Below are 24,602 nucleotides of genomic sequence, written 5' to 3'. Positions count from 1 at the left end.
AGTAAACTTGTAATTCAAAAAAGGAAAAGATATACTTTTTTTGAATATAGTTTACTAAAGGTTCAGGTGTTTTGTTTTTTTGAAATAATATGTAAGCGCTTTTACTCTTTTGGAACAGAGTTTTTATTATTAGTCATAGAAATAATGGAATAGTCCCTAGTCAAGATATCAATGTAGTTATCACAGAACTATCCACTTCAAATTGACCGAACAATTTCTCTACTGGAAAGCTGGACAGTTATGTGTCCAGAAAGATATCGAAAAATACGTTAAAAGAAATAGGAGGCCGATCAAATGCTTAAGGAATTATCGCCAAAAGCGGAACAATTACGCCAAGAACTGCTGAAATTCATGGATGACTACGTTTACGCAGCTGAACAGTCCGTAAAGGAATACAAAGAAAACGCAAGCGACCGCTGGACAATTCCACCGATTATTGAAGAGCTAAAGCAAAAAGCGAAAGCGCAAGGCTTATGGAACTTATTTTTAGATCATCCGGAATATGGAGCTGGTTTATCGAATTACGAGTATTCCCACCTGTGTGAAATCATGGGGCGCTCTCTGATTGCTCCGGAAATTTTCAATTGCAACGCGCCGGATACCGGCAATATGGAAGTGTTCGTGAAATACGGCACGGATGAACAGAAAAAACAATGGCTTGAGCCTTTATTGAATGGCGACATTCGCTCGTGTTTTTCCATGACAGAACCCGATGTCGCTTCATCCGATGCCACCAATATTCAAAGCAGCATTGTACGTGACGGCGATGAATACGTGATCAACGCCAGAAAATGGTGGACGACAGGAGCCATGGATCCGCGCTGCAGCATTGCAATCGTTATGGGGAAAACCGATCCTGATGCCGAAAAGCATAAGCAGCAATCGATGATTCTCGTGCCATTCGATACGCCAGGTGTCAAAATAGTCCGCCCGCTCACTGTGTTTGGATATGATGATGCGCCGCAAGGGCATGCAGAAGTTCATTACGAAAATGTCCGCGTCCCAGCGAGCAATATGCTGCTCGGAGAAGGACGAGGGTTCGAGATTGCACAAGGCCGTCTTGGACCGGGTCGTATCCACCACTGCATGCGGGCTATCGGGGCTGCTGAACGTGCACTTGAACTCTTGTGCAGACGAGCGGAAAGCCGAGTTGCTTTCGGCTCAACACTAGCGGAAAAAGATGTCATCAAGGAAATCATTGCTGAGAGCCGCATCGAAATCGAACAGGCGCGACTATTGACTTTGAACGCTGCCCATAAGATTGACGAACACGGCGCAAAAGCGGCGCGAAAGGAAATCGCCATGATCAAGATTGCTGTCCCCCGTGTCTCGATCAATGTGATTGATCGCGCGATGCAAGTATTTGGCGGTGCCGGACTGACAGAAGATTTCCCGCTTGCCGAACATTACGCAAATGCACGGACGCTTCGCCTTGTCGACGGTCCAGACCAAGTCCATTTACGCGACGTTGGGCGAATGGAATTACGTGAACAGTTGAAAGCGAATGAATTGCGACAGTAAATTCACTAGCGCATAAATATCGATAGTTTTTCAAATATTAAGCGGCACATTGATCGATAAGATATGTGCTGGCCAGTAAGCTCCGCAACAAACCGATCAAAGGATTATCAAATACGAATGACTTGGAGAGATTTACTATGAGTGACGCAATACCGAATGCGAAAAAAACACAGAAAGTAGATTGGCAAAAAGTCGAAAATTTCTTAAGAACTGCAATGCCGAATTTGCCAGAAGGCGAAATGACCGTCCGTCAATTTTCAGAAGGCTATTCGAACCTTACGTATTTGCTGGAAATTGGAGACTGGGAAGGGGTCTTGAGACGCCCGCCTTTTGGGGAGATTCCCCCGAAAGCGCATGATATGGAGCGCGAATTCAAGATGCTCGAAAAAGTGCATCCGGTTTTCCCATTGGCACCCGAACCTTATGTGTATTGCGAAGATCCTGAAGTGATGGATAAGCATTTTTACGTGATGGAGAAAAAACAGGGACTCGTCATCGATCAAGAACTCCCTGAAGTATTTGGAAGCTCGGAACAAGTAGGGCCAGTCATCTCCAAGAATGTTATTTCAACATTGGTTCAGTTACAGGCGATCGATTACAAAAAAGCCGGACTTGCTGAGATGGGCAAACCCGAGGGCTTCATGGAGCGCCAAGTAAAAGGGTGGATCAAGCGCCACCATCACTCCAAAACTGATGATATCGCCGGGCTTGAAGAGCTGGAACGCTGGCTCACGGAGAATATTCCGGTTAACGGGGAAACGACGATCGTCCATAATGATTTTAAGTTAAACAATATGGTGATTGATGAAGAAAGTCCGGGCCTTGCAACAGGCGTTCTCGATTGGGAATTGTCGACAATCGGCGATCCGCTCAGCGATGTCGGATCGACTTTAGCCTATTGGGGACAAGCGGAAGATGCGGATATCGGCATCCACGTCATCTCGAGTCAACCGGGCTTTTACAGCCGCAAGGAGTTCGTGGAAGAGTATGCAAAGCAAAGCGGACGCGATGTATCGAATATCAACTATTACCTAGCGTTCGGGTTTTACAAATTGGCCGGGATTTTGCAACAAATCTATTACCGCTGGAAAAATGGCGAAATCGAAGATGAACGTTTCCGCCATTTAAACAAAGCGGTCGCGAATCTAATAGATATGGCCAACCGGACGCGCAGGGGCGAAGTACTATAGCAGGCGTCTTGCTAATGGAAGTGTAAAAAGAGGAGGGAAAAGCAATGGAGCAAGAATTTCACTACGCGCCGTTTCGCGTAGAAGCCGGCAAGGTACGGGAATTTGCACGGGCACTCGGCTTGCAGAATCCGGTTTATTTTGACAGGCAAGCAGCATTGGATGCGGGATACCGGGATATCCCCGCCCCACCTACATACACGACAGTCATCGATTTCTGGAATGAACGAGACTTTTACCAATTGTTCAGTCAATGGGGATTAGACCCGAATGATATGCTGCACGGCGAGCAAAGTTTCGAATATGGAGAGGATATTATCAGCGGGGATGTCATTACAGCGAAAGCCGTGCTGACTGACCAATTTGATAAGAAAGACAAGCGTTTTTACCAGTTTGAAACAACCTACCGCAACCAAAACTGTGAAGTGGTCCGTATCGGGCGGGCAACCTTAATCGAAAGGCGGGAACAGCATGGCGCAGAAATTGCCGAACATTCATAAAGACGCACTCGCACCGATCGATATGGTGCGCTATTCAGGTGCATCCGGCGATTTTAACGAAATTCACACAGTACCGAAAGTGGCGCGCCAAAAAGGCCTCAAGGAACCGATCGCCCATGGCATGTTATTGATGGGCTGGGCAGCAGAGGCGATAGAAGAGTGGCTGCCAGACAGGAAATTGGCGAAATTCACCGTGCGTTTTATCGGCATGGCTCACGCAGGTGAAGCGTTCGTCATCGAAGGCATGCTGACGACGGATACTACCGGGGAATTGCAAATTAAAGACGCTTCAGGAACAGGTAAACTTATGGGGAGCTTTGAACTAATATAACCAGCTATTGCGTCACTGAAAAATTTCATGAATATGCTTGCTGAACGATGCGGCAAGATGGGAGATTGATCTCCTGGTCATCGCGTGAAAATATGTAAGCCCTTTCAATTGGGGCGAGAAAAGGAGCTAGGAAAATGAAACAAGTATATCTAGTAGATGGTGCCAGAACAGCATTCGGTGCATTCGGCGGGGGCTTTGCCAATACGGATGCGACAGAGCTTGGCACAGCGACAGCGGTAGAGGCGTTGAAACGCGCGAACGTTAAAGCGGAAAATGTGGATCATGTCATTTACGGAAACGTCATCCAGTCGAATACCAACGCGGCGTATCTCGCCCGCCACATCGGCTTAAATGCTGGCGTCCCTCAGGAAGTGCCGGCTTTGACCTTGAACCGTCTATGCGGATCTGGAGCACAGGCAGTCGTTTCTGCAGCGCAGCACATCCTGCTCGGAGAAGCGGATATTGTCTTGGCCGGCGGCGCGGAGAATATGTCGATGTCGCCTTATGCGAATTTCACGCAGCGTTTCAGTAAAGCGAAGATGGGGCCAATGCAATTTGAAGATATGCTTCTTGCGACGCTGACCGATCAATATACGGGAAGCGGCATGGGAATGACCGCCGAGAAACTGGCGGAGCAATACGATATTTCCCGTGAAGCACAAGATGCGTTTGCGGTCGAATCAAATCAACGGGCGGCAAAAGCGGCAACGGGCGGACAGTTTGATGAAGAAATCGTCGGTGTCGAAGTGAAAACGCGCAAAGGCACAGTTTTGGTCGATAAAGATGAACACATCAAACCGGATGCTAATGCAGAGGGCTTGTCGAAACTGCGCCCATCGTTTAAAAAAGACGGCTCTGTAACAGCAGGCAATGCTTCAGGCATTAATGATGGGGCGGCGTCTCTTGTCGTGGCAGGAGAAGATGCAGTCAACAAGCATGGCTTGTCGCCTGTTGCCCGCATCATGTCTTGGCATGTGGCAGGCGTCGACCCAACCATCATGGGCATCGGCCCGGTTCCGGCCATCCGCCGGGCACTCGAAAAAGCGGATCTGACGATTGACGACATGGATTTAGTCGAAGTGAATGAAGCGTTCGCCGCGCAGTATTTGGCGGTGGAAAAAGAGCTCGGGCTGGACCGTTCGAAAGTAAACGTCAACGGCGGGGCGATTGCACTGGGGCATCCGGTCGGCGCGAGTGGAGCGCGTGTCTTGCTATCGGCAGCTTATGAATTGAAGCGCCGCGGCGGCAAATATGCAGTGGCGAGTCTATGCATTGGCGGGGGACAAGGGATTGCGGTGGTGATTGAACATGCCTAAACTGCCGGTTATCGTGGCGCCGATGTTTCTTGTATCGACACCTCAAATGGTGATTGAATCGGGTCGGGCGGGCGCCATCGGTTCATTTCCATTATTGAATGCGCGTCCTGCCGAAGAATGCGCGAAATGGCTCGTTGAAGTGAAAGAAGCACTTGGCGATATTCCGTGGGCGGTCAATTTCATCAGCCATCGGGGGTCGAACAAACGTTACGACGAAGATGTTGAGTTGATTCGTGAGCATCAGCCGCCGATCGTTATTACTTCGCTCGGCTCTCCTGCAGAAGTGCTTGAAATCGTTCACGCTTACGGCGGTCTGGTTTACTCCGATGTAGCAAATGCCAGGCACGCCAAAAAAGCTGCGCAAAGCGGTGTCGATGGATTGATTTTGGTGTGCGCAGGAGCGGGTGGGCACGGCGGCACACTCAATCCTTTCGCTTTTATCGCGGCGGTCAAGGAGTTTTTTGACGGCACAATCATTCTATCGGGTTCTTTATCGACCGGACAAGACGTGGCAGCGGCTTTGTTGATGGGAGCAGATTATGCCTATATGGGTACACGCTTTTTAGCGGTTGAAGAAAGCAGCGCACCGGAAGAGTATAAGCAGATGGTCATCGATTCCTCGATCGAAGACATTCTTTACACCGATTCATTCAGCGGTGTTCCGGTGAACGTCCTAGTGCCGAGTCTCGAAAAACAAGGCATCGATCCCAAAACCCTCAAGCCTAAAAAGGAAGTCGACTTGTCCCATCTCGTCAACGCCAAGGCGTGGCGTGATATTTGGTCGGCGGGACATGGGGTCACGACGGTGACGAAGCGCGAGACGGTGAAGCAAGTAGTCGAGCAGCTCGAACAAGAGTATGCTGAAGGAGTGGGCGCGCTTGTACGAAACCATTAAAACCGATTTATCGGACGGAATCCTTACATTGACTTTAAATCGCCCAAATAAAATGAATGCTTACACAGAACAAATGAATGCAGAGCTTTTGGACTTCTATCGCAACGTCGATGCGGACGATGATGTACGTGTCATCGTAGTTACTGGAGCAGGACGAGCGTTTTGTGCTGGCATGGATTTGTCCGAAGGCGGTTCGACCTTCGCTTCTGAACAAAGCGCAGAGGACTACCGGGACCTTGGCGGACAAGTCAGTAATCAAATCTATGAAGTGAAAAAACCGATCATTGCTGCAATTAATGGCCCCGCGGTGGGCATCGGCCTGACGATGACTTTGCCGATGGATATTCGCATCGTCAAAAAGGATGCGAAAATCGGTTTTGTCTTTGGACGCCGTGGCATCGGTCCGGAAGCTTCCTCAGGCTGGTTTTTGCCGCGTATCGTCGGGATCGGCAAAGCGCTCGAATGGACATTGACGGGCCGCTATATTCCAACGGCTGAAGCGGTGGATGCTGGGCTTATGCAATACGAGTCGGACGATCCGCTTGAAAAAGCCTACGAAATTGCCCGCGGGATCGTGGATAATACCGCCGCCACCTCAAATAGCTTCACGAGACAATTACTATGGAAAATGCTTGGGGCAGATCATCCTTATGAATCACATATCACAGAATCGAAGTTTCTTCATTGGGCAGGACATAACGCGGATGCGGACGAGGGCATACAAGCTTTTGTCGACAAGCGCAAAGCCGAGTTTCCGATGAAAGCGAGCGAACTGCCTGATTTCTTCAAAGAAAAAACATGAAATGACCTTAAGCCCGAAGTGCGCAGTTGCTGCGTTCTTCGGGCTTTTTATATTAACGAAAGAAATGGCAAGCAGATAGGTTTACAGTTAATACCCTGAGGGGTATATTAAGGTTAAGAAAACGACAACAAGCAAAAGGAGATTGATTCCATGTTATTACGATATTTCTATGACGAAAAATTAGCTCACGCATCTTATGTGGTAGGGTGCCAGAAAACAGGCGAAGCCGTAGTCGTTGACCCGATGCGCGATGTTGCAGCCTACGAAGAACTGGCGGAAAAAGAGAATTTGACTATTGTCGGCGCACTTGAGACGCATATCCATGCTGACTTTGTATCCGGTTCACGTGAACTGAATGATCGTTTCGGCACGAAGCTTTATATTTCGGATGAAGGCGATGCCGATTGGAAATATCAGAACCTGGATGAAATCAGCCATCAATTAGTAAAAGACGGCGACCAGTTTATGATTGGCAATCTAGTTTTCGACGTGATGCATACGCCAGGCCATACCCCGGAGAGCATTTCCTTCCTGCTGACGGATAAAGGTGGCGCTGCGGACAAACCAATGGGCATTTTTACAGGTGACTTCGTCTTTGTCGGTGATGTCGGGCGCCCGGACTTGCTCGAAAAAGCAGCAGGTGTTCAAGGTACTTCTGAAGCAGGTGCAAGCCAGATGTACAAATCACTCGAACGCTTTAAGGCGCTTGCGGATTATCTGCAAGTTTGGCCAGCGCATGGTGCCGGTTCCGCTTGCGGTAAATCACTTGGCGCAGTTCCATCGACAACGGTCGGTTATGAAAAAGCCTTTAACTGGGCGATGCAGTTTGACGATGAAGCTGCCTTCAAGAAGGCTTTGCTCGAAGGCCAGCCGGAACCGCCGTATTATTTCGCGGTGATGAAATCGGTCAATAAAGTCGGGCCGCAATTGATCAAAGACTTGCCGGAACCGAAAGAAATCGCATCAGCAACAGCTATCGAAGCACTTCTTGCAGAAGGCAAGCAAGTCCTCGATATGCGCCCGGCAGATGCCTATAGTAAAGGCCATATTCAAGGGACCATTAACATTCCGTTCAATAAATCCTTCGCGAACTGGGCAGGCTGGATTGTTGATTACGACAAGCCGCTCTATGTGTTGCTGGATACAGCAAAGCTTGATGAAGCCTTGACTGCCCTGCGTTCGGTGGGGATTGATGAAGTTTACGGATTTGCAGAAGCGGAAAATATCGTGTCACAAGCAGAAAACTTGGCTTCTTACGACAATGTGTCGCCAATCGAAGCGCAAGAAATGGCCGAAAAAGGCCAAGCTTATGTGCTCGATGTCCGCAATCAAACAGAGTTTGACGAAGGGCATATCGATAACGCTCGGCACATTATGGTCGGTACCTTGAAAAACCGCTTGGATGAAATCGATACAGACAAAACAATCATCGTCCAATGCCAGGCCGGTGCCCGCTCCGCTATCGCAGCGAGTGTCTTAAAAGCGAACGGCATCGACAATTTAGTGAATATGACAGGCGGCTACAACAAATGGCAACAAGATGTCGCAGCCGTGAAACAATAATAGGGAGACAAGCGCTAAAGCTTTGACTTTGGCGATATTCCTTTGAAAAACTCAATCCAGAAGGGAAAGATTGAAACAATGAGTATAGCTATTCCGATTGCGCTATTGCTGCTTGCCGGCTCCAACAGTTTCTATAAACGTTATGTCACGGCCAAAGGCGTCGAGCACGGCTGTGCAGACGAGTTGAAAGGAAATAGCGATATTCTCGTGCTGGATGTGAGAGCTTATAATATTTCCTATAAAGATCCTATTGAAGGCGCATTCGAACTCCCGATCGCTTATTTCATCCGCAGCTACGAAGAAATACCGGACCGCCCGATCCATATTGTCGCATCTGATGAAATGGAAAAGAATATGGCTGTCCGCCTGTTGCGGAAAAAAGGCAAAAACATTATCAGCTACAGCTTAACCGAGGAAGATTGCGGCGAGCGTACGCTGGCATATTGATTCTGAACACCCCGACACCATTGTCGGGGTGTTTCAGTTTGTCGAGAAAGGTAAGAAATCGTATTTTCCAAAGCTTATCGCTCGCTTTCCTCGGGGCGGGAATCGAGCCTCCTCGTCACTTCGTTCCTGCGGGGTCTCTCAAACCCGCTGATCCCGCAGGAGTCGAGCGAACGCTTCTCCAAATACTTAGAAAGATCATTGATTATTGAATGTAGAAAAACGACTTCATTCTAATTCGTAATGGATTAATAGACTTCTTCAACACCCCGACATCATTGTCGGGGTGTTTTTTTACGGGCACTCACGCAGGATGAAATGAAAAAGCGCGTTGACAACAGGAAAAGGAAGTCTTATAGTATGTGTAACCGGTTACACAAAACCTGAGAACGGAGAAAAACGATGACAACGATCAGAGATGTAGCGAAAAAAGCAGGCGTTTCCGTTGCGACGGTTTCACGTTTTATGAATGGCAGCGGCTATGTCAGTGCTGATGCTGCCAAGGCGGTGACAGAAGCGGTCGAGGAATTGGAATATGAATTGAATCCGGTGGCCCGTTCTTTGAACACGAAACGTTCCAATTTGATTGGGCTCATTTTGCCGGATATCACGAACCCTTTCTTTCCGGAACTCGCGCGTGCTGTGGAAGATGTAGCATTGAGCTACGGTTACACGGTAATTTTATGCAACTCTGATGAAGATCCCAAAAAAGAGAAAAATTATATCGAAACCTTAAAGAAAAAATACATTGCAGGTTTCATTGTCACCTCCAATCAGCTGGACGCTCCGCATTATGCCAATACGAAGCTTCCGATTGTGGCATTGGACCGGGAGATCAATGAAAAGATCCCAGTTGTCTCATCGAATAACAAAGAAGGCGCAATGCTTGGGACGAATGCGCTACTCGAGCGTGGCTGTCAAAACATCTTGTTCCTGAGAGGGCCGGAAGCGCTGAATCCCGCGAATGACCGCTATGCCGGATTTATGGAAGCAATCGAAAAAGCGGGTGTCGATTACCGAGTTGTCACTTGCCCGTTCCATTATGCCGATTCGCAAAAAATTGTCCAACAAGAATTACAGAGCGATCCGGCGATCGACGGTATTTTCGCTTCAAGTGACGTATCGGCAGCCGGTGCTCTGAAAGCGGCGGTCCTGCTCGGCAGAAACGTGCCGGATGATTTGCAGATTGTCGGCTTTGATGGCATTGCAATGGGTGAAATGCTGTCGCCAGGGCTTTCGACGGTCGCGCAGGATGTCTACAAAATGGGCGCCATTGCAACACGCGTTTTGATCAAGCGAATCGAGAACAAACCGGTAGAGGAAAGCTTCTACGAGATACCGGTCAAGCTCGTCTTACGCGGTACAACAAGGAGTGTGGAATGATGATTACAGTAATAGGGAGCATCAATATGGATCTTGTGGTCGGGACGGACCGATTCCCGAAGCAAGGCGAAACGGTGTTAGGTAATTTATATACGACAGTCCCTGGCGGAAAAGGCGCCAACCAGGCAGTCGCCGCAGCAAGGCTTGGTGATCAAGTCCACATGGTCGGCGCAGTCGGCAACGATGCATTCGGAATTCAGCTTCTTGATGGCTTGGAAAAAGAACAAATCGATACACGAGGCGTAAAAAAAACCGATGGGGTGAGCGGCATCGCCAATATCCTGCTATCGGAAGGCGATAATCGAATCATCGTCGTACCAGGCGCTAATCATGAGTTGGCGAATGCCGACATCGATGCCCAAAAAGCTACGATAAAAAAGAGTTCGATGGTCATTTTGCAATTGGAGTTGCCGATTTCGGTAGTGGAATACACATTGCAAGTCGCTAAGGAGCTCGGCGTTCCGGCTATCTTGAATCCAGCACCAGCCGCCGGATTCACTGAAGCGATGAAACAGGCAGACTTTTTAACACCGAATGAAACCGAAGCTGAAGAGTTGTTCGGCACGAACTGGGAACTGGAGCTGGAACGCTATCCAAACCGCATGGTTGTGACACTCGGCAAAAATGGGGCACGCTATTTTGACGGCGATAAACACGTCACGGTCGAAGGGTTTCCGACAACGGCAATCGATACGACAGGTGCTGGAGATACATTTAACGGTGCATTGGCAGTGGCATTATCAGAGGGCAGCGATTTCAAAGAAGCCGTACGTTTCGCCAACGCCGCAGCCTCTTTATCAGTAGAAAAATTCGGCGCACAAGGCGGCATGCCGAACCGCCAGGAAGTCGTTTCCCGGATGGAGGCAGTACAATGAAAAAACAAGGCATAATCAATCGCGATATTGCCGGGCACTTGGCAAAATTCGGTCATACGGACTTGCTTGTCATTGCAGATTGCGGGTTGCCGGTGCCGGAGCATGTGCCATGCGTCGATCTTTCGTACCGCATTGGAGAGCCGTCTTTTCAAACGGTGCTGGATGCCGTGCTTGAAGACTTTGAAGCAGAAGCGGCCTATATTGCCCAAGAAATAAGCGACCACAATAAAGACTTGGAAGCTGACATGCAAGAGCAACTGGATTGCCGATACATAAGCCACGAAGAACTAAAGGCGATGAGCCATAACGCCAAACTGATCATCCGCACGGGGGAAGCAAGCCCTTATGCGAATGTCATTCTTCAGTCGGGCGTCATCTTTTAATGGGGCAGGTGAACGAAATGACCGAGATGATCAATATGACCGATATTTGTAAATCATTCAGCGGCAATGCCGTCTTGAAAAACGTCCATTTCTCACTGCAAAAAGGTGAAATTCATGCCTTGATGGGTGAGAACGGCGCCGGTAAATCGACCTTGATGAAAATCATGTCCGGCATCTATACACGAGACTCAGGAACAGTAGAAGTGAAAGGCGAGCAAGTCCAATTTACTTCACCGAAGCAAGCGGAAGCGAAAGGCATCGCCGTTATCCACCAGGAATTGAATATCCTGCCGCATTTGTCGATAGCGGATAACCTGTTTCTCGGCCGCGAAGAAACGGTCGGGCGTACAGGGATTTTGAAGACAAAAGAGATGGAACGCAAAACGAAAAAAATCTTAGGGGATTTAGGACTCGATATCGACCCATCCCTTCCAGCGAGTACGTTGTCAGTAGGCCAGCAACAATTAGTGGAAATCGGTAAGGCTTTGTCGATGGAAGCGGAAATGATCATTATGGATGAACCGACCGCGGCGTTGACGGACCGGGAAATTGAAACTTTATTCGTGACGATTCGCGAGCTGCAAAAGCGCAGCGTATCTTTCGTCTACATCTCCCACCGCATGGAAGAAATTTTTTCACTTTGTGACCGCATCACCATCTTGCGGGACGGCGAATTTGTCGGCGAACGCAAGATCAGCGAAACGAGCTTCGAAGAAATTGTCCAGTTGATGGTTGGCCGTGAACTCGGCGATCGTTTCCCGGAACGCAGCTCGGCGCTCGGAGAAGTGAAATTAGCGGTTAAAGGCTTGTCTCGCAAAGGATGCTTTGAAGACGTCTCCTTTGATATTCACAAAGGAGAAATTGTCTCAATTGCTGGTTTGATGGGGGCAGGGCGCACAGAAGTAGCGCAGTCTTTATTTGGTTACAAGAAAGCGGATTCAGGAACGGTGGAACTTGATGGCAAGCTCGTGAAGATCGACAATCCTCAAAAAGCGAAAGAACTTGGCATCGGCTATGTGACAGAAGACCGCAAAACCGAAGGCCTGATTGTTGATTTCACTATAGAAGAAAATATCAGCATGGCAAACTTTAACTCTATTTCAAAAAAGGGCTTGTTGTCAAAAGACAAAGAACGCGGCCTTTACGACCGGATGGTGAAACGTCTGGGCATCCGGACAGCAGGACCTAATCAGGCAGCAAAATCACTAAGCGGCGGCAACCAGCAAAAAGTCGTTATCGCGAAGTGGCTTGGCATCGAACCAGATGTGCTCATACTCGATGAGCCAACGCGCGGAGTTGATGTCGGCGCCAAAAAAGAAATTTATTCGATTATTAATGAATTGGCAGCTCGTGGCGTTGCCATCTTGATGATTTCATCCGAACTGCCAGAAGTAATCGGTATGGCTGACCGCGTACTGGTCATGCACGAAGGCAAATTAACGGCAGATGTGCCAAAACAGGAAATGACGCAAGAAACGATTATGCATTACGCAACAGGAGGTGGGAAACTTGAAGCTGAAATCCGCTAATACAAGCTTGTTCCAAAAAATCGCACCGTTTATCGGGTTGATTTTGATCATTATCATCATTACCGCAATAAATCCGAGTTTTCTATCCATGAGCAATATCTTGAACGTCCTCCGGCAAGTGTCGATCAATGCCTTGATCGCCTTCGGCATGACCTTCGTCATCTTGACCGGTGGGATCGACTTGTCGGTTGGATCGATTTTGGCGCTGACGGGGGCTGTAACGGCCGGCATGATGGCTTCAGGGGTTGACCCAATCCTTGCGATGCTCTTGGGTTTGTTCCTTGGGGCAGTTCTTGGCGCTATCAACGGTGTCATCATTGCGAAAGGCAAAGTGGCACCATTTATTGCAACGCTCGCGACAATGACCATTTATCGGGGATTGACGCTCGTCTACACAGAAGGCCGCCCGATTTCTGGGCTTGGTGACAGCATGGCTTTCCAAATGCTTGGAAAAGGTTATTTCCTTGGCATTCCGATTCCGGTTGTCACGATGCTTGTCAGTTTCGGAATTTTATATTTCATTTTGAAGAAAACGACATTTGGCCGACGTGTTTACGCAGTCGGTGGCAACGAAGAAGCTTCCGTATTGTCCGGTATCAATGCTGACCGTATTAAGATTTACGTATATTCCTTAGTCGGGGCGCTGGCTGCACTGGCTTCACTGATCTTGACTTCACGTTTGAATTCAGCTCAGCCGACAGCGGGGCAGATGTTTGAACTCGATGCCATCGCAGCCGTCGTACTCGGCGGAACAAGTTTAACTGGCGGCCGTGGCTGGATCGTCGGCACATTGATCGGAGCTTTGATCATCGGTGTCTTGAACAATGGCTTGAATTTAATTGGGGTTTCCTCCTTCTTCCAGCAAGTGGTGAAGGGTGCCGTTATATTGCTTGCAGTACTGCTAGACCGTAAAAAAACAACATAAGGAGTGGTAGAAATGAAGAAAATGCTATTGATGTTCGTCCTTTTGGCAATGATGGTTTTGGCTGCGTGTTCGATGGAAGCACCAGGTTCGGATTCAGAAGATACAACAGGCGGCGAAGAAGCGAGTGGCGATTACACAATCGGCTTCTCAATCTCGACATTGAACAACCCGTTCTTCGTCACTTTGAGCGAAGGCGCAGAAGCTAAAGCTTCTGAACTGGGCGCAAGTTTATCGGTAGTCGATGCGCAAGACGATGCATCGAAACAGGCGAGTGATGTAGAGGACTTGATCCAGCAAGGCGTAGACATGATTCTGATCAACCCAGTTGACTCGGAAGCGGTAGCTTCTGCAGTGGAATCTGCAAACAATGCCAATATCCCAGTGATCACTGTTGACCGCAGCGCAGAAGGCGGAGAAGTGGTTTCCCACATCGCTTCGGATAACGTAGCGGGTGGCGAAATGGCCGGTGAATACTTGCTATCACTTGTTGGCGACAATGCACAAGTCGCGGAACTTGAAGGAGTGCCAGGATCTTCTGCAGCACGCGAGCGCGGAGAAGGATTCAACAAAGTTGCAACAGAGAGCTTGGACGTTGTAGCGAAGCAAACGGCGAACTTCAACCGTGCAGAAGGCTTGTCGGTCATGGAAAACATCCTGCAAGCTAACCCTGATGTAACGGGAGTGTTTGCGCACAACGATGAAATGGCCCTTGGCGCGCTTGAAGCAATTGAAGCTGCAGGTAAAGATGTTGCGGTTGTTGGATTTGACGCCACAAACGATGCGGTTGCTGCAGTTGAAGAAGGCCGCCTGGACGGAACTATTGCCCAAAAACCCGAATTGATCGGTGAAATGGCAGTCGAAACAGCGGTCCAGCACTTGGACGGCGAAGAAGTCGAAGCATCGATTCCAGTAGAATTGGAATTGATCCAGCCTTAATAAAGCAGAAACCGCACTGGCAATTTGCCAGTGCGGTTTTTTCGTTTGGCTAGGCGGAAAGAACGTGAAGAGAAAGAATTTGAAGAAAAATGAAGATTTGATTTGGATTTTTTTACTAGTAATATAAAATAGTAGTAAGTCATTAGTTCTGATTATCTTTCTATCAGAAAATTCATACTTCCTTTGTGGTACATTTTTGTAAAACAAGTGGAGGGGAAGACGACATGGTGAAGATGAAACGGAACCGATGGAGAACAGCAGGGTTGTTCCTAGTAGCAGGGGCTTTGGCGGCATCGCCATTGAAAATGGGGAGTGATGTAAAGATGGCAGGGGCAGACGGGGATTATGCAGGATTGACAGCACAAGTGAACGACATTCTCCAAGATGAAAGTTTGGAGGGTGCGCTGGCTGGCGTCAGCATCCGAAAAGCGGACAGCGGAGAACGAATCTACGATCATTTCGGCGACATCCGCTTGAAGCCAGCTTCTAATATGAAGCTGTTTACTTTGGCAGCAGCACTTGAAACTTTAGGAGAAGATCACCGATTTTCGACAGAAATCCATACAGATGGAAAACTGAAGGGCAAAATGCTGCAAGGCAATCTTTACTTGAAAGGCAAAGGCGACCCCACATTGCTTGAGGAAGATTTTGAACGCTTTGCGAAAGAACTGAAAGCACAAGGTATACATAAGGTAAAAGGCGATTTGATCGGTGACGATAGCTGGTTTGACGATGAGCGCTTATCAGAAGACATGACCTGGAAAAACGAAGTATATTATGTCGGAGCACAAGTATCCGCGTTGACTGCTTCGCCGAACACTGATTACGACGCGGGATCGATCATTGTAGAAGCGAATGCTGGCATAGCAGCAGGAGCGGCGGTAAAGGTCAGCTTAACTCCGGAAACAGACTACATGACCATCACCAATAAAGCCCAAACGGTAGCTGCCGGGGAACCGAAAACGCTTCGCATCACTCGAGATCACGGCACAAATGAAATCATCGTCGAAGGCAATATCCCAGAACAGGGGACACGGACCCGTGAGTGGATAGCTGTCGACGAACCATCCGGCTATGCACTCAGCCTGTTCGAAAAAACGCTGGGCAATGAAGGCATCGAGCTGATCGGCAATTCCGAAACAAAAATGGGCATCACCCCTGAAGGCAGCGATATGCTATTGGAACATCAATCGATGACACTTACAGAACTATCAATTCCCTTTATGAAACTCAGCAATAACGGTCACGGCGAAGCGTTAGCGAAACAAATGGGCCGTGTGGTGAACGGAGATGGTAGCTGGGAGTCAGGACTTGCAGTGATGGAGGCAACGGCTGAAAAGCTGGGGGTCGATACAAGCACGATTCATCTGCGTGACGCATCCGGCATGTCTCATGTCAATTTAATTCCAGCGAATGAGATTTCACAGCTATTGGCAGGAGCACAGGACGCACCCTGGTTTGCTACTTTTCTCGACTCTTTGCCGATCGCAGGGGCTTCGGAACGACTGGTCGGCGGGACGTTGCGCTACCGCATGAAAGGGACCGCGGCAGAAGGCAGTGTCCAGGCGAAAACGGGAAGCTTGTCCTCGGTCTCATCTCTTGCAGGATATGCAACGACACGAGACGGAGAACGGCTGATCTTTGCCATCATCCTAAACAACGATCTCACCAATGTAACGCCTGTGGAAAATGCGATTGCTGAAGCGATTGCTGGATACCGGGCCGAGTAATGGGTAAGCTTTCGCCATTTTGATAGCGAGAATGAAATGACTCTGTTCATCCAGCAACAACTTCTGTATGGTGAATGTATTGAGAATTCGAATAATTTAGGAGTGAAGGCATGAGACCGATTATCGGCATTACCGCATCGAAAGAATTAGGGAAAGACGAGTATAATGTAGAGCTTGCGGATACAGAGGCTGTTGTGCGTGCGGGTGGCTTGCCGATCATGTTGCCGTATATTGAAGGGCAGGAAGAACTGGAAGAACTCGCCGAGCACATCGATGGCTTGTTCCTGGCGGGCGGCTGGGATATTGACCCGACTTTATTCGGTGAAGAACCGCATCCAGGTCTTGGCGCCATCATCCCATCACGCGACCGATTTGAACTGGAGTTGCTGGAAAAAGTATTGGCAAAAAACAAGCCGGTGTTGGCGATTTGCCGAGGCGCGCAAATTTTGAATATCGCAGCGGGCGGAGATATGTATCAGGATACGCCATCTCAACTGTCTGGTAACTTGCTGCAACACCAGCAGCGGGCACCAAGAGAGCACGGCTCTCATTTCGTCGAGGTTAAGGCCGGTTCGTTATTGCACCGGCTAACGGATTCTCTGAAGCTCAAGGTCAATAGCCGCCACCATCAATCGAACCGCCACGTACCAGATCATTATCTTGTGTCCGGAATCGCGAGTGATGGAGTCATAGAAGCAATTGAAAGCAAAGCGCATGGTTTCGCACTTGGGTTGCAATGGCATCCAGAAAATATGGCGCGTGCAGGAGACACAGCATCTCTGCGCATTTTTGAAGGTTTTGTGCGTGCTTGTACGGAAGAAGGGGATGAGTAGTGCATATCATCGATACACATTGCGATGCCCTATTGAAGCTTCAAGTGGCAAAGCGCAATGAATTGTTTCAAGGAAAAGCGTTACGCTTTCTCGACGGGGCAGAACTCGACACCAATTTCCTGCGCTTGCAGCAAGGTGGCGTCAAAGTGCAGTTTTTCGCAGTCTTCGTACACCCGGAACTGCCGGACAATGAAAAATGGCAGCATTGTTTGGAGCAAGTCGATGTGTTTTACAGCGAAGTGATTGGGCAGCCGCTCGTGAAACACATTCGCAATTGGGAAGACATCGACACGCTGGGCCCGGATGAGATCGGAGCTGTGCTTACGCTTGAAGGAGCAGATGCTTTTGGGAATGACCTTATGAAGCTGCGCCATCTTTACAGGCTCGGCGTCCTATCGCTTGGGTTGACGTGGAATTTTGCCAACCTTTGTGCCGACGGTGTCGGGGAGCCTAGAGGTGGAGGATTGACGATGCTTGGCAAGCAAGTGGTGGAGTTGAACAACGAACACCAAGTTTTCACGGATGTGTCCCATTTGTCGCGTGCAGCATTTTGGGAAGTGATGGAACTGGCCGATTACCCAATAGCCAGTCATTCTAATGCACGGAAATTATGCGACCATCCCCGGAATCTGGATGATGAGCAAATCGAAGCCATGTTTTTACGTAATGGATTGATTGATGTCGTGTTCTGTCCGGAATTCATCAATCCCGCAAGCCAGCAGGCGACGATCGAGGATTTACTGCGCCATATCGATCATCTTTGTGGGCTCGGTGGAGAACGCCACATCGGCTTGGGCTCCGATTTTGATGGCATTTCCGCTCATGTCGCGAAACTTGAAGACGCATCGGCTTATCCAAATTTAATCGAGGCCTTGCAAAAACGTTATTCGGAAGCACAAGTGGAAGGATTCGCATTCCGAAATTTCCTTGCGCATCGTCCTGGTATGGGGACAACCTATAGCAAGACGTAAAAAGCCATCCGCTAATTCAAGCGGATGGCTTTTGGCCTTAATATTTGTTCATTGAGGATTCTGTATTACCGGATTCAGCGGTTTGCAATTTGCTTTCTTCCGAATCGCTCTTGGCATGCCGATGACGATGCAAAATCGCATTGATTTCAGCTCCGACGACCAAGATCAAGCCTGTTAGGAAGAACCACAACATCAAGATGATTAATCCGCCGAGGCTGCCGTATGTGGCCGAATAGCTTCCGAAATTCGATACATAGAACGAAAAGCCAATGGATACCAGTTGCCACAAAACAGTAGCGATAACGGCGCCGATGATGACTTCCTTGAACGGGAAGTTCTTGTTTGGCGCGAATTTATAAAGCATCGCCAGCACCAAGCTCATGACAACAATGGAGATGACCCAACGAAGAACTTGGAAAATGATTTCCGTCTGCTCAGGCAGGCTCAGGAACTCACTGATGACATTGATGATTGTACCGCCAAAGATGGGTAGAACGAGTGCAACGATAACCGCAATCAGCATGAACAGCGTCAAGATGATCGCCAATCCTTTTTTCACGAAGAAAGAACGGGTTTCTTCTACATCGTAGGCTTGGTTGGTCGCTTCCATGAAAGCGGTCATTGCGTTTGATGCAGACCAAAGCGTACCGAGAATACCGAAAGTCAATAGGCCACCAGATGGTGTCGTGATCACACTGACAATGGTGTCTTCAAATGTATTGGCGACTTCGCCTGGAAGGATAGTGCCGATAAAATCGACAGCCCGCTGCGGGTCAATCTGCAAATATGGCAGAATGGCCAGCAGTAAAATCAATAAGGGGACAATTGCTAGTAGATAATAATAAGCTTGGGCTGCCGCAAGTGTCGTCGCGTGATCTTTTTTAAATTCTTGACCAAGTTCTTTGGCGTAAGACGTCACTTTGCTCATAACTTCGTACCTCCATTTTCTTTTGTAAAGTTATTATGTATATGCCCTGTACGGCCAGGCATTAACCTTAAAAAAGAAAAATATCCATTTTGCAGCCCTGCAGATCGCTTCAATCGATGAGACGAATGCCAAGAAGGTCGTCAAATCCAATCCGGACAGCTTCAGTTGCGGTCAAAACTTGTACAGTTCGGCTAAACAGGTCGATCGAAACAACGACGCCTGATAGGGTAGCGAGCCCATCGCTCCAATAGCGCAGTTCTGCCAGGCATTGCCGCTGGTGAGCAAGGCCGATTTCTTCCTGCAGCAAACCGAGTTCTTCTTCATCGAGATGAGGCTTATGCTTAGCAGGTTCATCGTCCCGCCATTCCCGCAGCATGCGGACATGCTCCGGCAGCATCAGCGCCCCCCATTTTAATTGCCCTCTGTCCATTACATTCCCTTTAACGGTCAAATGCTGATTCTTTTTCATCTCAACCACTCCTTTCTTAAGAATAAGAACATTTGTTCTTATCGTATAGAAAGAAAGGCTAACGGTCAATTGCTTATTTTTCCAAAAAAAAAGAGCAGCCCGTGGGCAGCCCTTTTATGCGTCGATTTCCGATTCTTCGATTTTCTCGAAAGCGATTTTTAGGATGTGGTGGTTTTCCATGGCGACAATTTCCCATTGGTAGCCGCCTTTTTCGAATACATCCCCAGCTTCGGCTTCAATAAGCTGATGCTGCATCCAACCGGCAATGGTGTCGATTTCGTCGCTGTCTGCAAATTTCAAGCTGAACCGCTCTTCTAAATCCTTCAACAGGACACGGCCATTTACTACATAGCGAGTGTCGCTTTCTCTTACGATTTCAGCTTCTTCTTCTTCATCGAACTCATCACGGATTTCCCCGACAATTTCTTCGAGGATATCTTCCATCGTGATTAACCCAGACGTGCCGCCATATTCGTCGATGACTAATGCGATGTGGGTACGGTCTTTCTGCATTTTTACGAGTGCCATCTGCAAAGGCGTGGTCTCGTGAAAATACGGCAGGTCATGGATAAGTTGCGTCATTTGAACATCTTGGTTAATCGCATAATGGGTCAACACTTCTTTGGCATTGATAAAGCCAACCAAATCGTCTTTGTCGCCATCGCGTGCAATCGGGTAGCGCGTAAAGCGATGCTCCCGTAGTTCCGCGAGCAATTCATCCGTAGATAAATCGTCTGGAAAAGCGACCATTTGCGTACGCGGGATCATGACATCCTTGGCGCTGCGCTCATCAAAGGCAAAGATGTTCTGCATATAGGACAGTTCCGTCTGGTTGATCTCGCCGCTCTGGAAACTCTGTGCCATGATGATTTTCAGTTCTTCTTCTGAATGGGCTTGCTGTTCACCTGCGGGTTCGACTCCGAACATGCGGAGCAACAAGCGGGCAGAGCCATTCAATACAAAGATGAACGGATACATGATTTTGCCGAAAATATAAAGCGCAGGGGCCAGCGATAAGGTCATGCGTTCCGCGAATTGCAGAGCCAGCGATTTCGGGGCCAATTCCCCGATAACGACGTGTAAGAATGTCACCAGTGCAAAAGCAAAGGCAAACGAGACGATCGTCGACACGGCTGAAGGAACACCGAACCAGTCGAACAGCGGATGAAGAAGGCGCTCGACTGTCGGTTCCCCGAGCCAACCAAGGCCAAGGGCGGTCACTGTAATGCCGAGCTGGCAGGCGGACAAATAATAGTCCAGGTCGCTGACGACTTTTTTGACCGTGACGGCTTGTTTATTGCCTTCTTCGATCAATTGTTCGATGCGTGACATGCGGACTTTGACGACGGCAAATTCGGCACCGACGAAAAATGCGGTTAATGCAATGAGTAAAACGAGAAGAGCTAAATTCAATAAAAGTATGGGGTCCAATAAATTCCCTTAAATAAGGGATTCACCTCCGAGATAGTTTCTTCTAATTTATCACAAGTCAGCGAACTCTGCCCAAAAAACTCATTAATGGGCTTCGAGTACGCGCTTGGTGATTTTACGAATGTCGATAGCTGTGTCTTCCGTCATGATGTCATCGAGGATGACGTTACGGAAATAGTCGACGCTTGCTGTAAGCGGAAGGTCGAGAAGTTTGCTGAGCGCAATCCGGTACATTTTCAGAAATTCCTTATCGGTATTGCCGCGCTTCAATTCAGCGAAAGCTTCGTAGAATTGGTCGAGCTTATCGGCGAATTCCAATAGACGGCCTTCAAGCGATTCGTCTTTGCCTTCTTTCATGCGGTCAAAAAACACTTCCTGGAATTCTTCCGGAATTTCTTTCAGGATAAATTTCTCCATCATGCCTTCCTCGACTTTTGCGAGGATTTCCTTTAGTTCTGGTGAAGCGTATTTCACAGGGGTTTTGATGTCGCCAATGAAGACTTCCGCAAAATCGTGGTTGATGGTCCGCTCGTAAAGCGATTTCCAATCAACAGGATGGCCTTCGCGTTCTTCGATAGTGGCGAAGAACATGGCATACTGGCTGACTTTCCAAGAATGCGCAGCAACATTATGCTCTTCGAATTTAAAGCGTCCTGGTGCACGATTGATTCGCTCCAAATCATTTAATGAGGTAAAAAAACGGTGAATTCCCATGAAAAACGACTCCTTTTTGCTGATTTCCTTGTCTTCAGCATACCCGAAAAACGTTATAATAGAAATCAATGAGCCATTTTATTGATAAAGGAGCACAAACAGCTATGACAGGAAAAACACACATCACGGGCGGCATCGCAGCAAGTCTGGCATTTGCGCAAATATCCCCTTACGAACCGGCTATTCTATTGATTGGCGGCGTGGCCGGTGCATTGATCCCGGACATTTGCCATGGTTCGAGCACGATCGGCAGGGCATTGCCATTTTTATCGAAAATCATCAGCGCTCTTTTTGGCCACCGGACGTTTACACATAGCCTTGTTTTTTTGTTTTTGACAATGGCGCTGTTTGAAGCCGTTGGGTTGAATGAAGCACTGGCGACAGGAATCATTGTTGGGATGGTCAGCCATTTGCTGCTGGATATGGCGACCAAACGAGGTATCAAACTTTTGTTTCCATTACGCATGACGGTGCGCTTGCCGCTGACAACATCCACGGGGAGCTTTACGGAATATGTCGTATTTGCGGCTTTGTCGCTATTGTCCGTTTATTTCGGGTATAGTCTGTTCACCTTTTCTTGAGACGTTTTAAGCAGTTCTCTTAGGGAATAGGAGAGGAAAATAGCTCAAGAGGAGGAAACATCATGCCTAGAGACGAATTTTCCAAAGACGCTAATCCGCCAAGAGAGACGAACCGCAGGAAACGTGAAGAGTTTGAAGGAATCGACCGTGAATCGCAGGAAGATGGCGAGAAACTGAGAAAGCAAAGCGGCCACAGCGATACCGGGGTCGGTGACGAGCGGAATCCAATCGACGAGTCGGAAGAAAAATAACAAATTTCATTGAAAAGGAAGCTGCGGGGATCACAGGCAGCTTCCTTTTATTGCGTAAACTTTAGCAAGACCCCGTAGCTGGAACGAAACAACTCGAAATAAGGTCATTTGTAAAAAAACTAGGACTGCTTTTGAATCAGTTTGTCCGACAGCGCTTGTTCTGCAAAATGAAAACGGATACACTGGGAGAAATGGAATAATCAAGAAATTCATTGCTGTAAAATGGAGGGATAGTATGTTTTCGACAACGTGGGGCTGGATGTGGGAAAAGCACGACCAAGTAAAGGATATGATGCGGTTTTTCGCTAAGCCTGGTTCGGTTCCTCAAGGGGATGACCCGGATCGTGCAGAAGATGCAGGTACATACGATGAACGTTTCAAAAAGAAAAGCTACAACAAGCCGCAGCTGATTGGGCTGATTCTCGGTCCTTTGCTGTTTGCTTTAACTTTGCTGTTCGTAAACCCGGAAGGCTTGACGCCGGATGCCAAAGCGGTACTTGCCAGCACTATTTGGATCGCGACGTGGTGGATCACCGAAGCGATTCCGATTCCTGCGACGTCGCTTTTGCCGATTGTGTTGTTTCCTTTAACCGAAGGCTTGGATGTGGGGGCGACCACGTCCGCTTATGGGAATGATACGATTTTCCTGTTTATGGGCGGATTTATGATTGCCTTGACGATGGAAAAATGGAATTTGCATAAACGTATCGCTTTGACCATCATTTCCCTAATCGGCACGAATACCGAACGGATCATACTCGGATTTATGGTGGCAACCGGATTCTTGTCGATGTGGATTTCCAATACGGCCACAGCCATGATGATGGTGCCGATCGGCCTGGCGATTATTTATCAAGTGTCGGAAGCGCTGAAGCACGATGATTCCATGGACACTTCCCGGGAGAATTTCAGTTTCGGGAAAGCGCTCATGCTCGGCATCGCCTATTCCGCGTCTCTTGGCGGAATTGCGACTTTGATTGGGACGCCGCCGAATACCTTGCTTGCCGGTGCGGTCAATGAAATTTACGGCATCGAAATCACGTTTGCTGAATGGATGCTGTTCGGTGTACCGCTCGCCTGGATCTTTATTTTTGTGGCTTGGTTTTATTTGATCAAGATTGCCTTTCCATTGAAGTTGAAGGAATTGCCGGGTGGCAGCGCCGTCATCAAAGAACAGAAGACGGCGTTGGGCAAGGCTTCCTACGAAGAAAAAATCGTTTTCGCGATTTTCCTATTAGCAGCTTTTTCATGGATTACCCGTTCGTTCTTACTAGTGGAATTTTTACCGGGCCTGAACGACGCCATGGTTGGATTGATCGCTGCCTTGATATTATTCGCGATTCCGTCAAAAAATCGTCAAGGCGATCATTTGTTGGACTGGTCGACGGCCGTCAAATTGCCATGGGGCATCTTACTGCTCTTTGGCGGCGGTTTGGCGATTGCCGCAGGCTTTACTCAATCTGGTCTTTCTGAATGGGTGGGCGGCCAATTGATCGGCCTGCAAGGCATCCATGTGCTGATCATCGTCCTTGTTGTGGCGGCGTTTGTTTTGTTTTTGACAGAAATCACTTCGAATACCGCTACAGCATCGATGATGTTCCCGATTATGGCTTCGCTGGCGGTAGCACTCGGCATCCACCCGTATGCGCTTATGGTGACAGCTGCTGTCACAGCATCCTGCGCCTTTATGTTGCCGGTCGCAACACCGCCGAATGCAGTTGTTTTCGGCTCGGGCTATTTAAAAATTATTGATATGGCGAGAGCCGGGTTTATTTTGAACATCTTCGGGATTGTTTTTGTTGGCCTTGCTGTCTATTACTTCCTGCCGCTTGTCTGGGGTATCGACTTATTGAGCACGCCGGCAAAATTTCTTGAATAAAAGCAAAGAGCCGCCTCAGACAACTGGGGCGGCTCTTTTCGGGTTGTCGAGAAAGTTAAGAAGCCGTATTTTCCGAAGCTTACCGCTCGCTTTCCGTGGGCTCGCGCCCAAGCCTCCTCAGCCGCTTCGCGTCTTGCGGGGTCTCGGTCGTCTCGCTGATCCACCGGAGTCGAGCGAACGCTTCTACAAATACTTAGAGAGGTTATTGACTGTTGAAAACAGAAA

25 protein-coding genes are annotated in these 24,602 nt (G+C 48.5%); 21 read left to right on the top strand and 4 right to left on the bottom strand.

Annotation, left to right across the window (positions count from 1 at the left end):
• The first annotated feature begins 294 nt into the window (after positions 1 to 294).
• From BBI11_RS13855 to BBI11_RS13770, 18 genes are all read left to right on the top strand, one after another.
• Positions 295 to 1,521, top strand: a complete 1,227-nt coding sequence (locus BBI11_RS13855) for an acyl-CoA dehydrogenase family protein (RefSeq protein WP_068464663.1) — start codon at positions 295 to 297, stop codon at positions 1,519 to 1,521.
• A 137-nt stretch (positions 1,522 to 1,658) separates the two neighbouring features.
• Entirely contained in the window at positions 1,659 to 2,711 is a 1,053-nt protein-coding gene (locus BBI11_RS13850; protein ID WP_068464658.1) for a phosphotransferase family protein, read from the top strand.
• Between the two features lie 44 nt (positions 2,712 to 2,755).
• Positions 2,756 to 3,208, top strand: a complete 453-nt coding sequence (locus BBI11_RS13845; protein ID WP_068464655.1) for an FAS1-like dehydratase domain-containing protein — start codon at positions 2,756 to 2,758, stop codon at positions 3,206 to 3,208.
• Entirely contained in the window at positions 3,180 to 3,539 is a 360-nt protein-coding gene (locus BBI11_RS13840; protein ID WP_068464652.1) for a MaoC/PaaZ C-terminal domain-containing protein, read from the top strand. Before BBI11_RS13845 ends, BBI11_RS13840 begins: the two co-directional genes overlap by 29 nt.
• Before the next feature lie 134 nt (positions 3,540 to 3,673).
• The gene (locus tag BBI11_RS13835) at positions 3,674 to 4,855 is read left to right on the top strand and encodes an acetyl-CoA C-acetyltransferase (protein WP_068464650.1); all 1,182 of its coding nucleotides are present in this window, start codon (positions 3,674 to 3,676) and stop codon (positions 4,853 to 4,855) included.
• The gene (locus tag BBI11_RS13830; RefSeq protein ID WP_068464647.1) at positions 4,848 to 5,750 is read left to right on the top strand and encodes an NAD(P)H-dependent flavin oxidoreductase; all 903 of its coding nucleotides are present in this window, start codon (positions 4,848 to 4,850) and stop codon (positions 5,748 to 5,750) included. The genes BBI11_RS13835 and BBI11_RS13830 overlap by 8 nt, the downstream gene beginning before the upstream one ends.
• A complete protein-coding gene (locus BBI11_RS13825; protein ID WP_156889078.1) occupies positions 5,734 to 6,552 on the top strand; it encodes an enoyl-CoA hydratase-related protein in 819 nt (272 codons plus the stop codon). The genes BBI11_RS13830 and BBI11_RS13825 overlap by 17 nt, the downstream gene beginning before the upstream one ends.
• Before the next feature lie 150 nt (positions 6,553 to 6,702).
• Entirely contained in the window at positions 6,703 to 8,115 is a 1,413-nt protein-coding gene (locus tag BBI11_RS13820) for an MBL fold metallo-hydrolase (protein WP_068464641.1), read from the top strand.
• A 78-nt stretch (positions 8,116 to 8,193) separates the two neighbouring features.
• Positions 8,194 to 8,562 (top strand): hypothetical protein, encoded by a 369-nt coding sequence (locus tag BBI11_RS13815; protein ID WP_068464638.1) that lies wholly within the window; start codon positions 8,194 to 8,196, stop codon positions 8,560 to 8,562.
• Between the two features lie 399 nt (positions 8,563 to 8,961).
• A complete protein-coding gene (locus BBI11_RS13810; RefSeq protein WP_068464636.1) occupies positions 8,962 to 9,942 on the top strand; it encodes a LacI family DNA-binding transcriptional regulator in 981 nt (326 codons plus the stop codon).
• Positions 9,942 to 10,817, top strand: coding sequence for a ribokinase (rbsK, locus tag BBI11_RS13805; RefSeq protein ID WP_068464633.1), 876 nt, complete (start codon positions 9,942 to 9,944; stop codon positions 10,815 to 10,817). Before BBI11_RS13810 ends, rbsK begins: the two co-directional genes overlap by 1 nt.
• Positions 10,814 to 11,200: a D-ribose pyranase gene (gene rbsD, locus BBI11_RS13800; RefSeq protein WP_068464629.1), complete on the top strand. Its 387-nt coding sequence runs from the start codon at positions 10,814 to 10,816 to the stop codon at positions 11,198 to 11,200. The genes rbsK and rbsD overlap by 4 nt, the downstream gene beginning before the upstream one ends.
• Before the next feature lie 26 nt (positions 11,201 to 11,226).
• The gene (locus BBI11_RS13795; RefSeq protein WP_068465793.1) at positions 11,227 to 12,729 is read left to right on the top strand and encodes a sugar ABC transporter ATP-binding protein; all 1,503 of its coding nucleotides are present in this window, start codon (positions 11,227 to 11,229) and stop codon (positions 12,727 to 12,729) included.
• The gene (locus BBI11_RS13790) at positions 12,710 to 13,654 is read left to right on the top strand and encodes an ABC transporter permease subunit (RefSeq protein ID WP_068464628.1); all 945 of its coding nucleotides are present in this window, start codon (positions 12,710 to 12,712) and stop codon (positions 13,652 to 13,654) included. The genes BBI11_RS13795 and BBI11_RS13790 overlap by 20 nt, the downstream gene beginning before the upstream one ends.
• Positions 13,655 to 13,666: 12 nt before the next feature.
• A complete protein-coding gene (rbsB, locus tag BBI11_RS13785) occupies positions 13,667 to 14,590 on the top strand; it encodes a ribose ABC transporter substrate-binding protein RbsB (RefSeq protein WP_068464626.1) in 924 nt (307 codons plus the stop codon).
• Between the two features lie 224 nt (positions 14,591 to 14,814).
• Positions 14,815 to 16,320, top strand: a complete 1,506-nt coding sequence (gene dacB / locus BBI11_RS13780) for a D-alanyl-D-alanine carboxypeptidase/D-alanyl-D-alanine endopeptidase (RefSeq protein WP_237150280.1) — start codon at positions 14,815 to 14,817, stop codon at positions 16,318 to 16,320.
• 110 nt (positions 16,321 to 16,430) lie between these two features.
• Positions 16,431 to 17,153 carry a gamma-glutamyl-gamma-aminobutyrate hydrolase family protein gene (locus tag BBI11_RS13775; RefSeq protein WP_068464623.1) on the top strand — a complete coding sequence of 241 codons (723 nt, stop codon included), beginning with the start codon at positions 16,431 to 16,433 and terminating at the stop codon, positions 17,151 to 17,153.
• Positions 17,153 to 18,124: a dipeptidase gene (locus tag BBI11_RS13770; protein WP_068464622.1), complete on the top strand. Its 972-nt coding sequence runs from the start codon at positions 17,153 to 17,155 to the stop codon at positions 18,122 to 18,124. The genes BBI11_RS13775 and BBI11_RS13770 overlap by 1 nt, the downstream gene beginning before the upstream one ends.
• 37 nt (positions 18,125 to 18,161) lie before the next feature.
• On the opposite strand, the gene BBI11_RS13765 is transcribed toward BBI11_RS13770, so the two are convergent.
• The 4 genes from BBI11_RS13765 to BBI11_RS13750 form a co-directional block, all read right to left on the bottom strand.
• A complete protein-coding gene (locus BBI11_RS13765) occupies positions 18,162 to 19,052 on the bottom strand; it encodes a YihY/virulence factor BrkB family protein (protein WP_068464620.1) in 891 nt (296 codons plus the stop codon).
• Between the two features lie 109 nt (positions 19,053 to 19,161).
• Positions 19,162 to 19,521: a YolD-like family protein gene (locus BBI11_RS13760; RefSeq protein ID WP_068464617.1), complete on the bottom strand. Its 360-nt coding sequence runs from the start codon at positions 19,519 to 19,521 to the stop codon at positions 19,162 to 19,164.
• A 114-nt stretch (positions 19,522 to 19,635) separates the two neighbouring features.
• A complete protein-coding gene (locus tag BBI11_RS13755; protein WP_083389154.1) occupies positions 19,636 to 20,934 on the bottom strand; it encodes a hemolysin family protein in 1,299 nt (432 codons plus the stop codon).
• 102 nt (positions 20,935 to 21,036) lie between these two features.
• Complete coding sequence (locus BBI11_RS13750; RefSeq protein ID WP_068464611.1) at positions 21,037 to 21,666, bottom strand: YfbR-like 5'-deoxynucleotidase; 630 nt, start codon at positions 21,664 to 21,666, stop codon at positions 21,037 to 21,039.
• 104 nt (positions 21,667 to 21,770) lie between these two features.
• Between BBI11_RS13750 and BBI11_RS13745 the strand changes: the two genes are divergently transcribed.
• From BBI11_RS13745 to BBI11_RS13735, 3 genes are all read left to right on the top strand, one after another.
• A complete protein-coding gene (locus BBI11_RS13745; RefSeq protein WP_068464607.1) occupies positions 21,771 to 22,247 on the top strand; it encodes a metal-dependent hydrolase in 477 nt (158 codons plus the stop codon).
• Positions 22,248 to 22,309: 62 nt separating this feature from the next.
• Positions 22,310 to 22,498, top strand: a complete 189-nt coding sequence (locus BBI11_RS13740; protein ID WP_068464602.1) for a hypothetical protein — start codon at positions 22,310 to 22,312, stop codon at positions 22,496 to 22,498.
• Positions 22,499 to 22,733: 235 nt separating this feature from the next.
• A complete protein-coding gene (locus BBI11_RS13735) occupies positions 22,734 to 24,377 on the top strand; it encodes an SLC13 family permease (RefSeq protein WP_068464599.1) in 1,644 nt (547 codons plus the stop codon).
• The last annotated feature ends 225 nt before the right edge of the window (positions 24,378 to 24,602 follow it).

The organism is Planococcus maritimus (assembly GCF_001687625.2).
Lineage (GTDB): Bacteria > Bacillota > Bacilli > Bacillales_A > Planococcaceae > Planococcus > Planococcus maritimus.
This window is presented reverse-complemented; position numbering and strand designations above follow the sequence as displayed.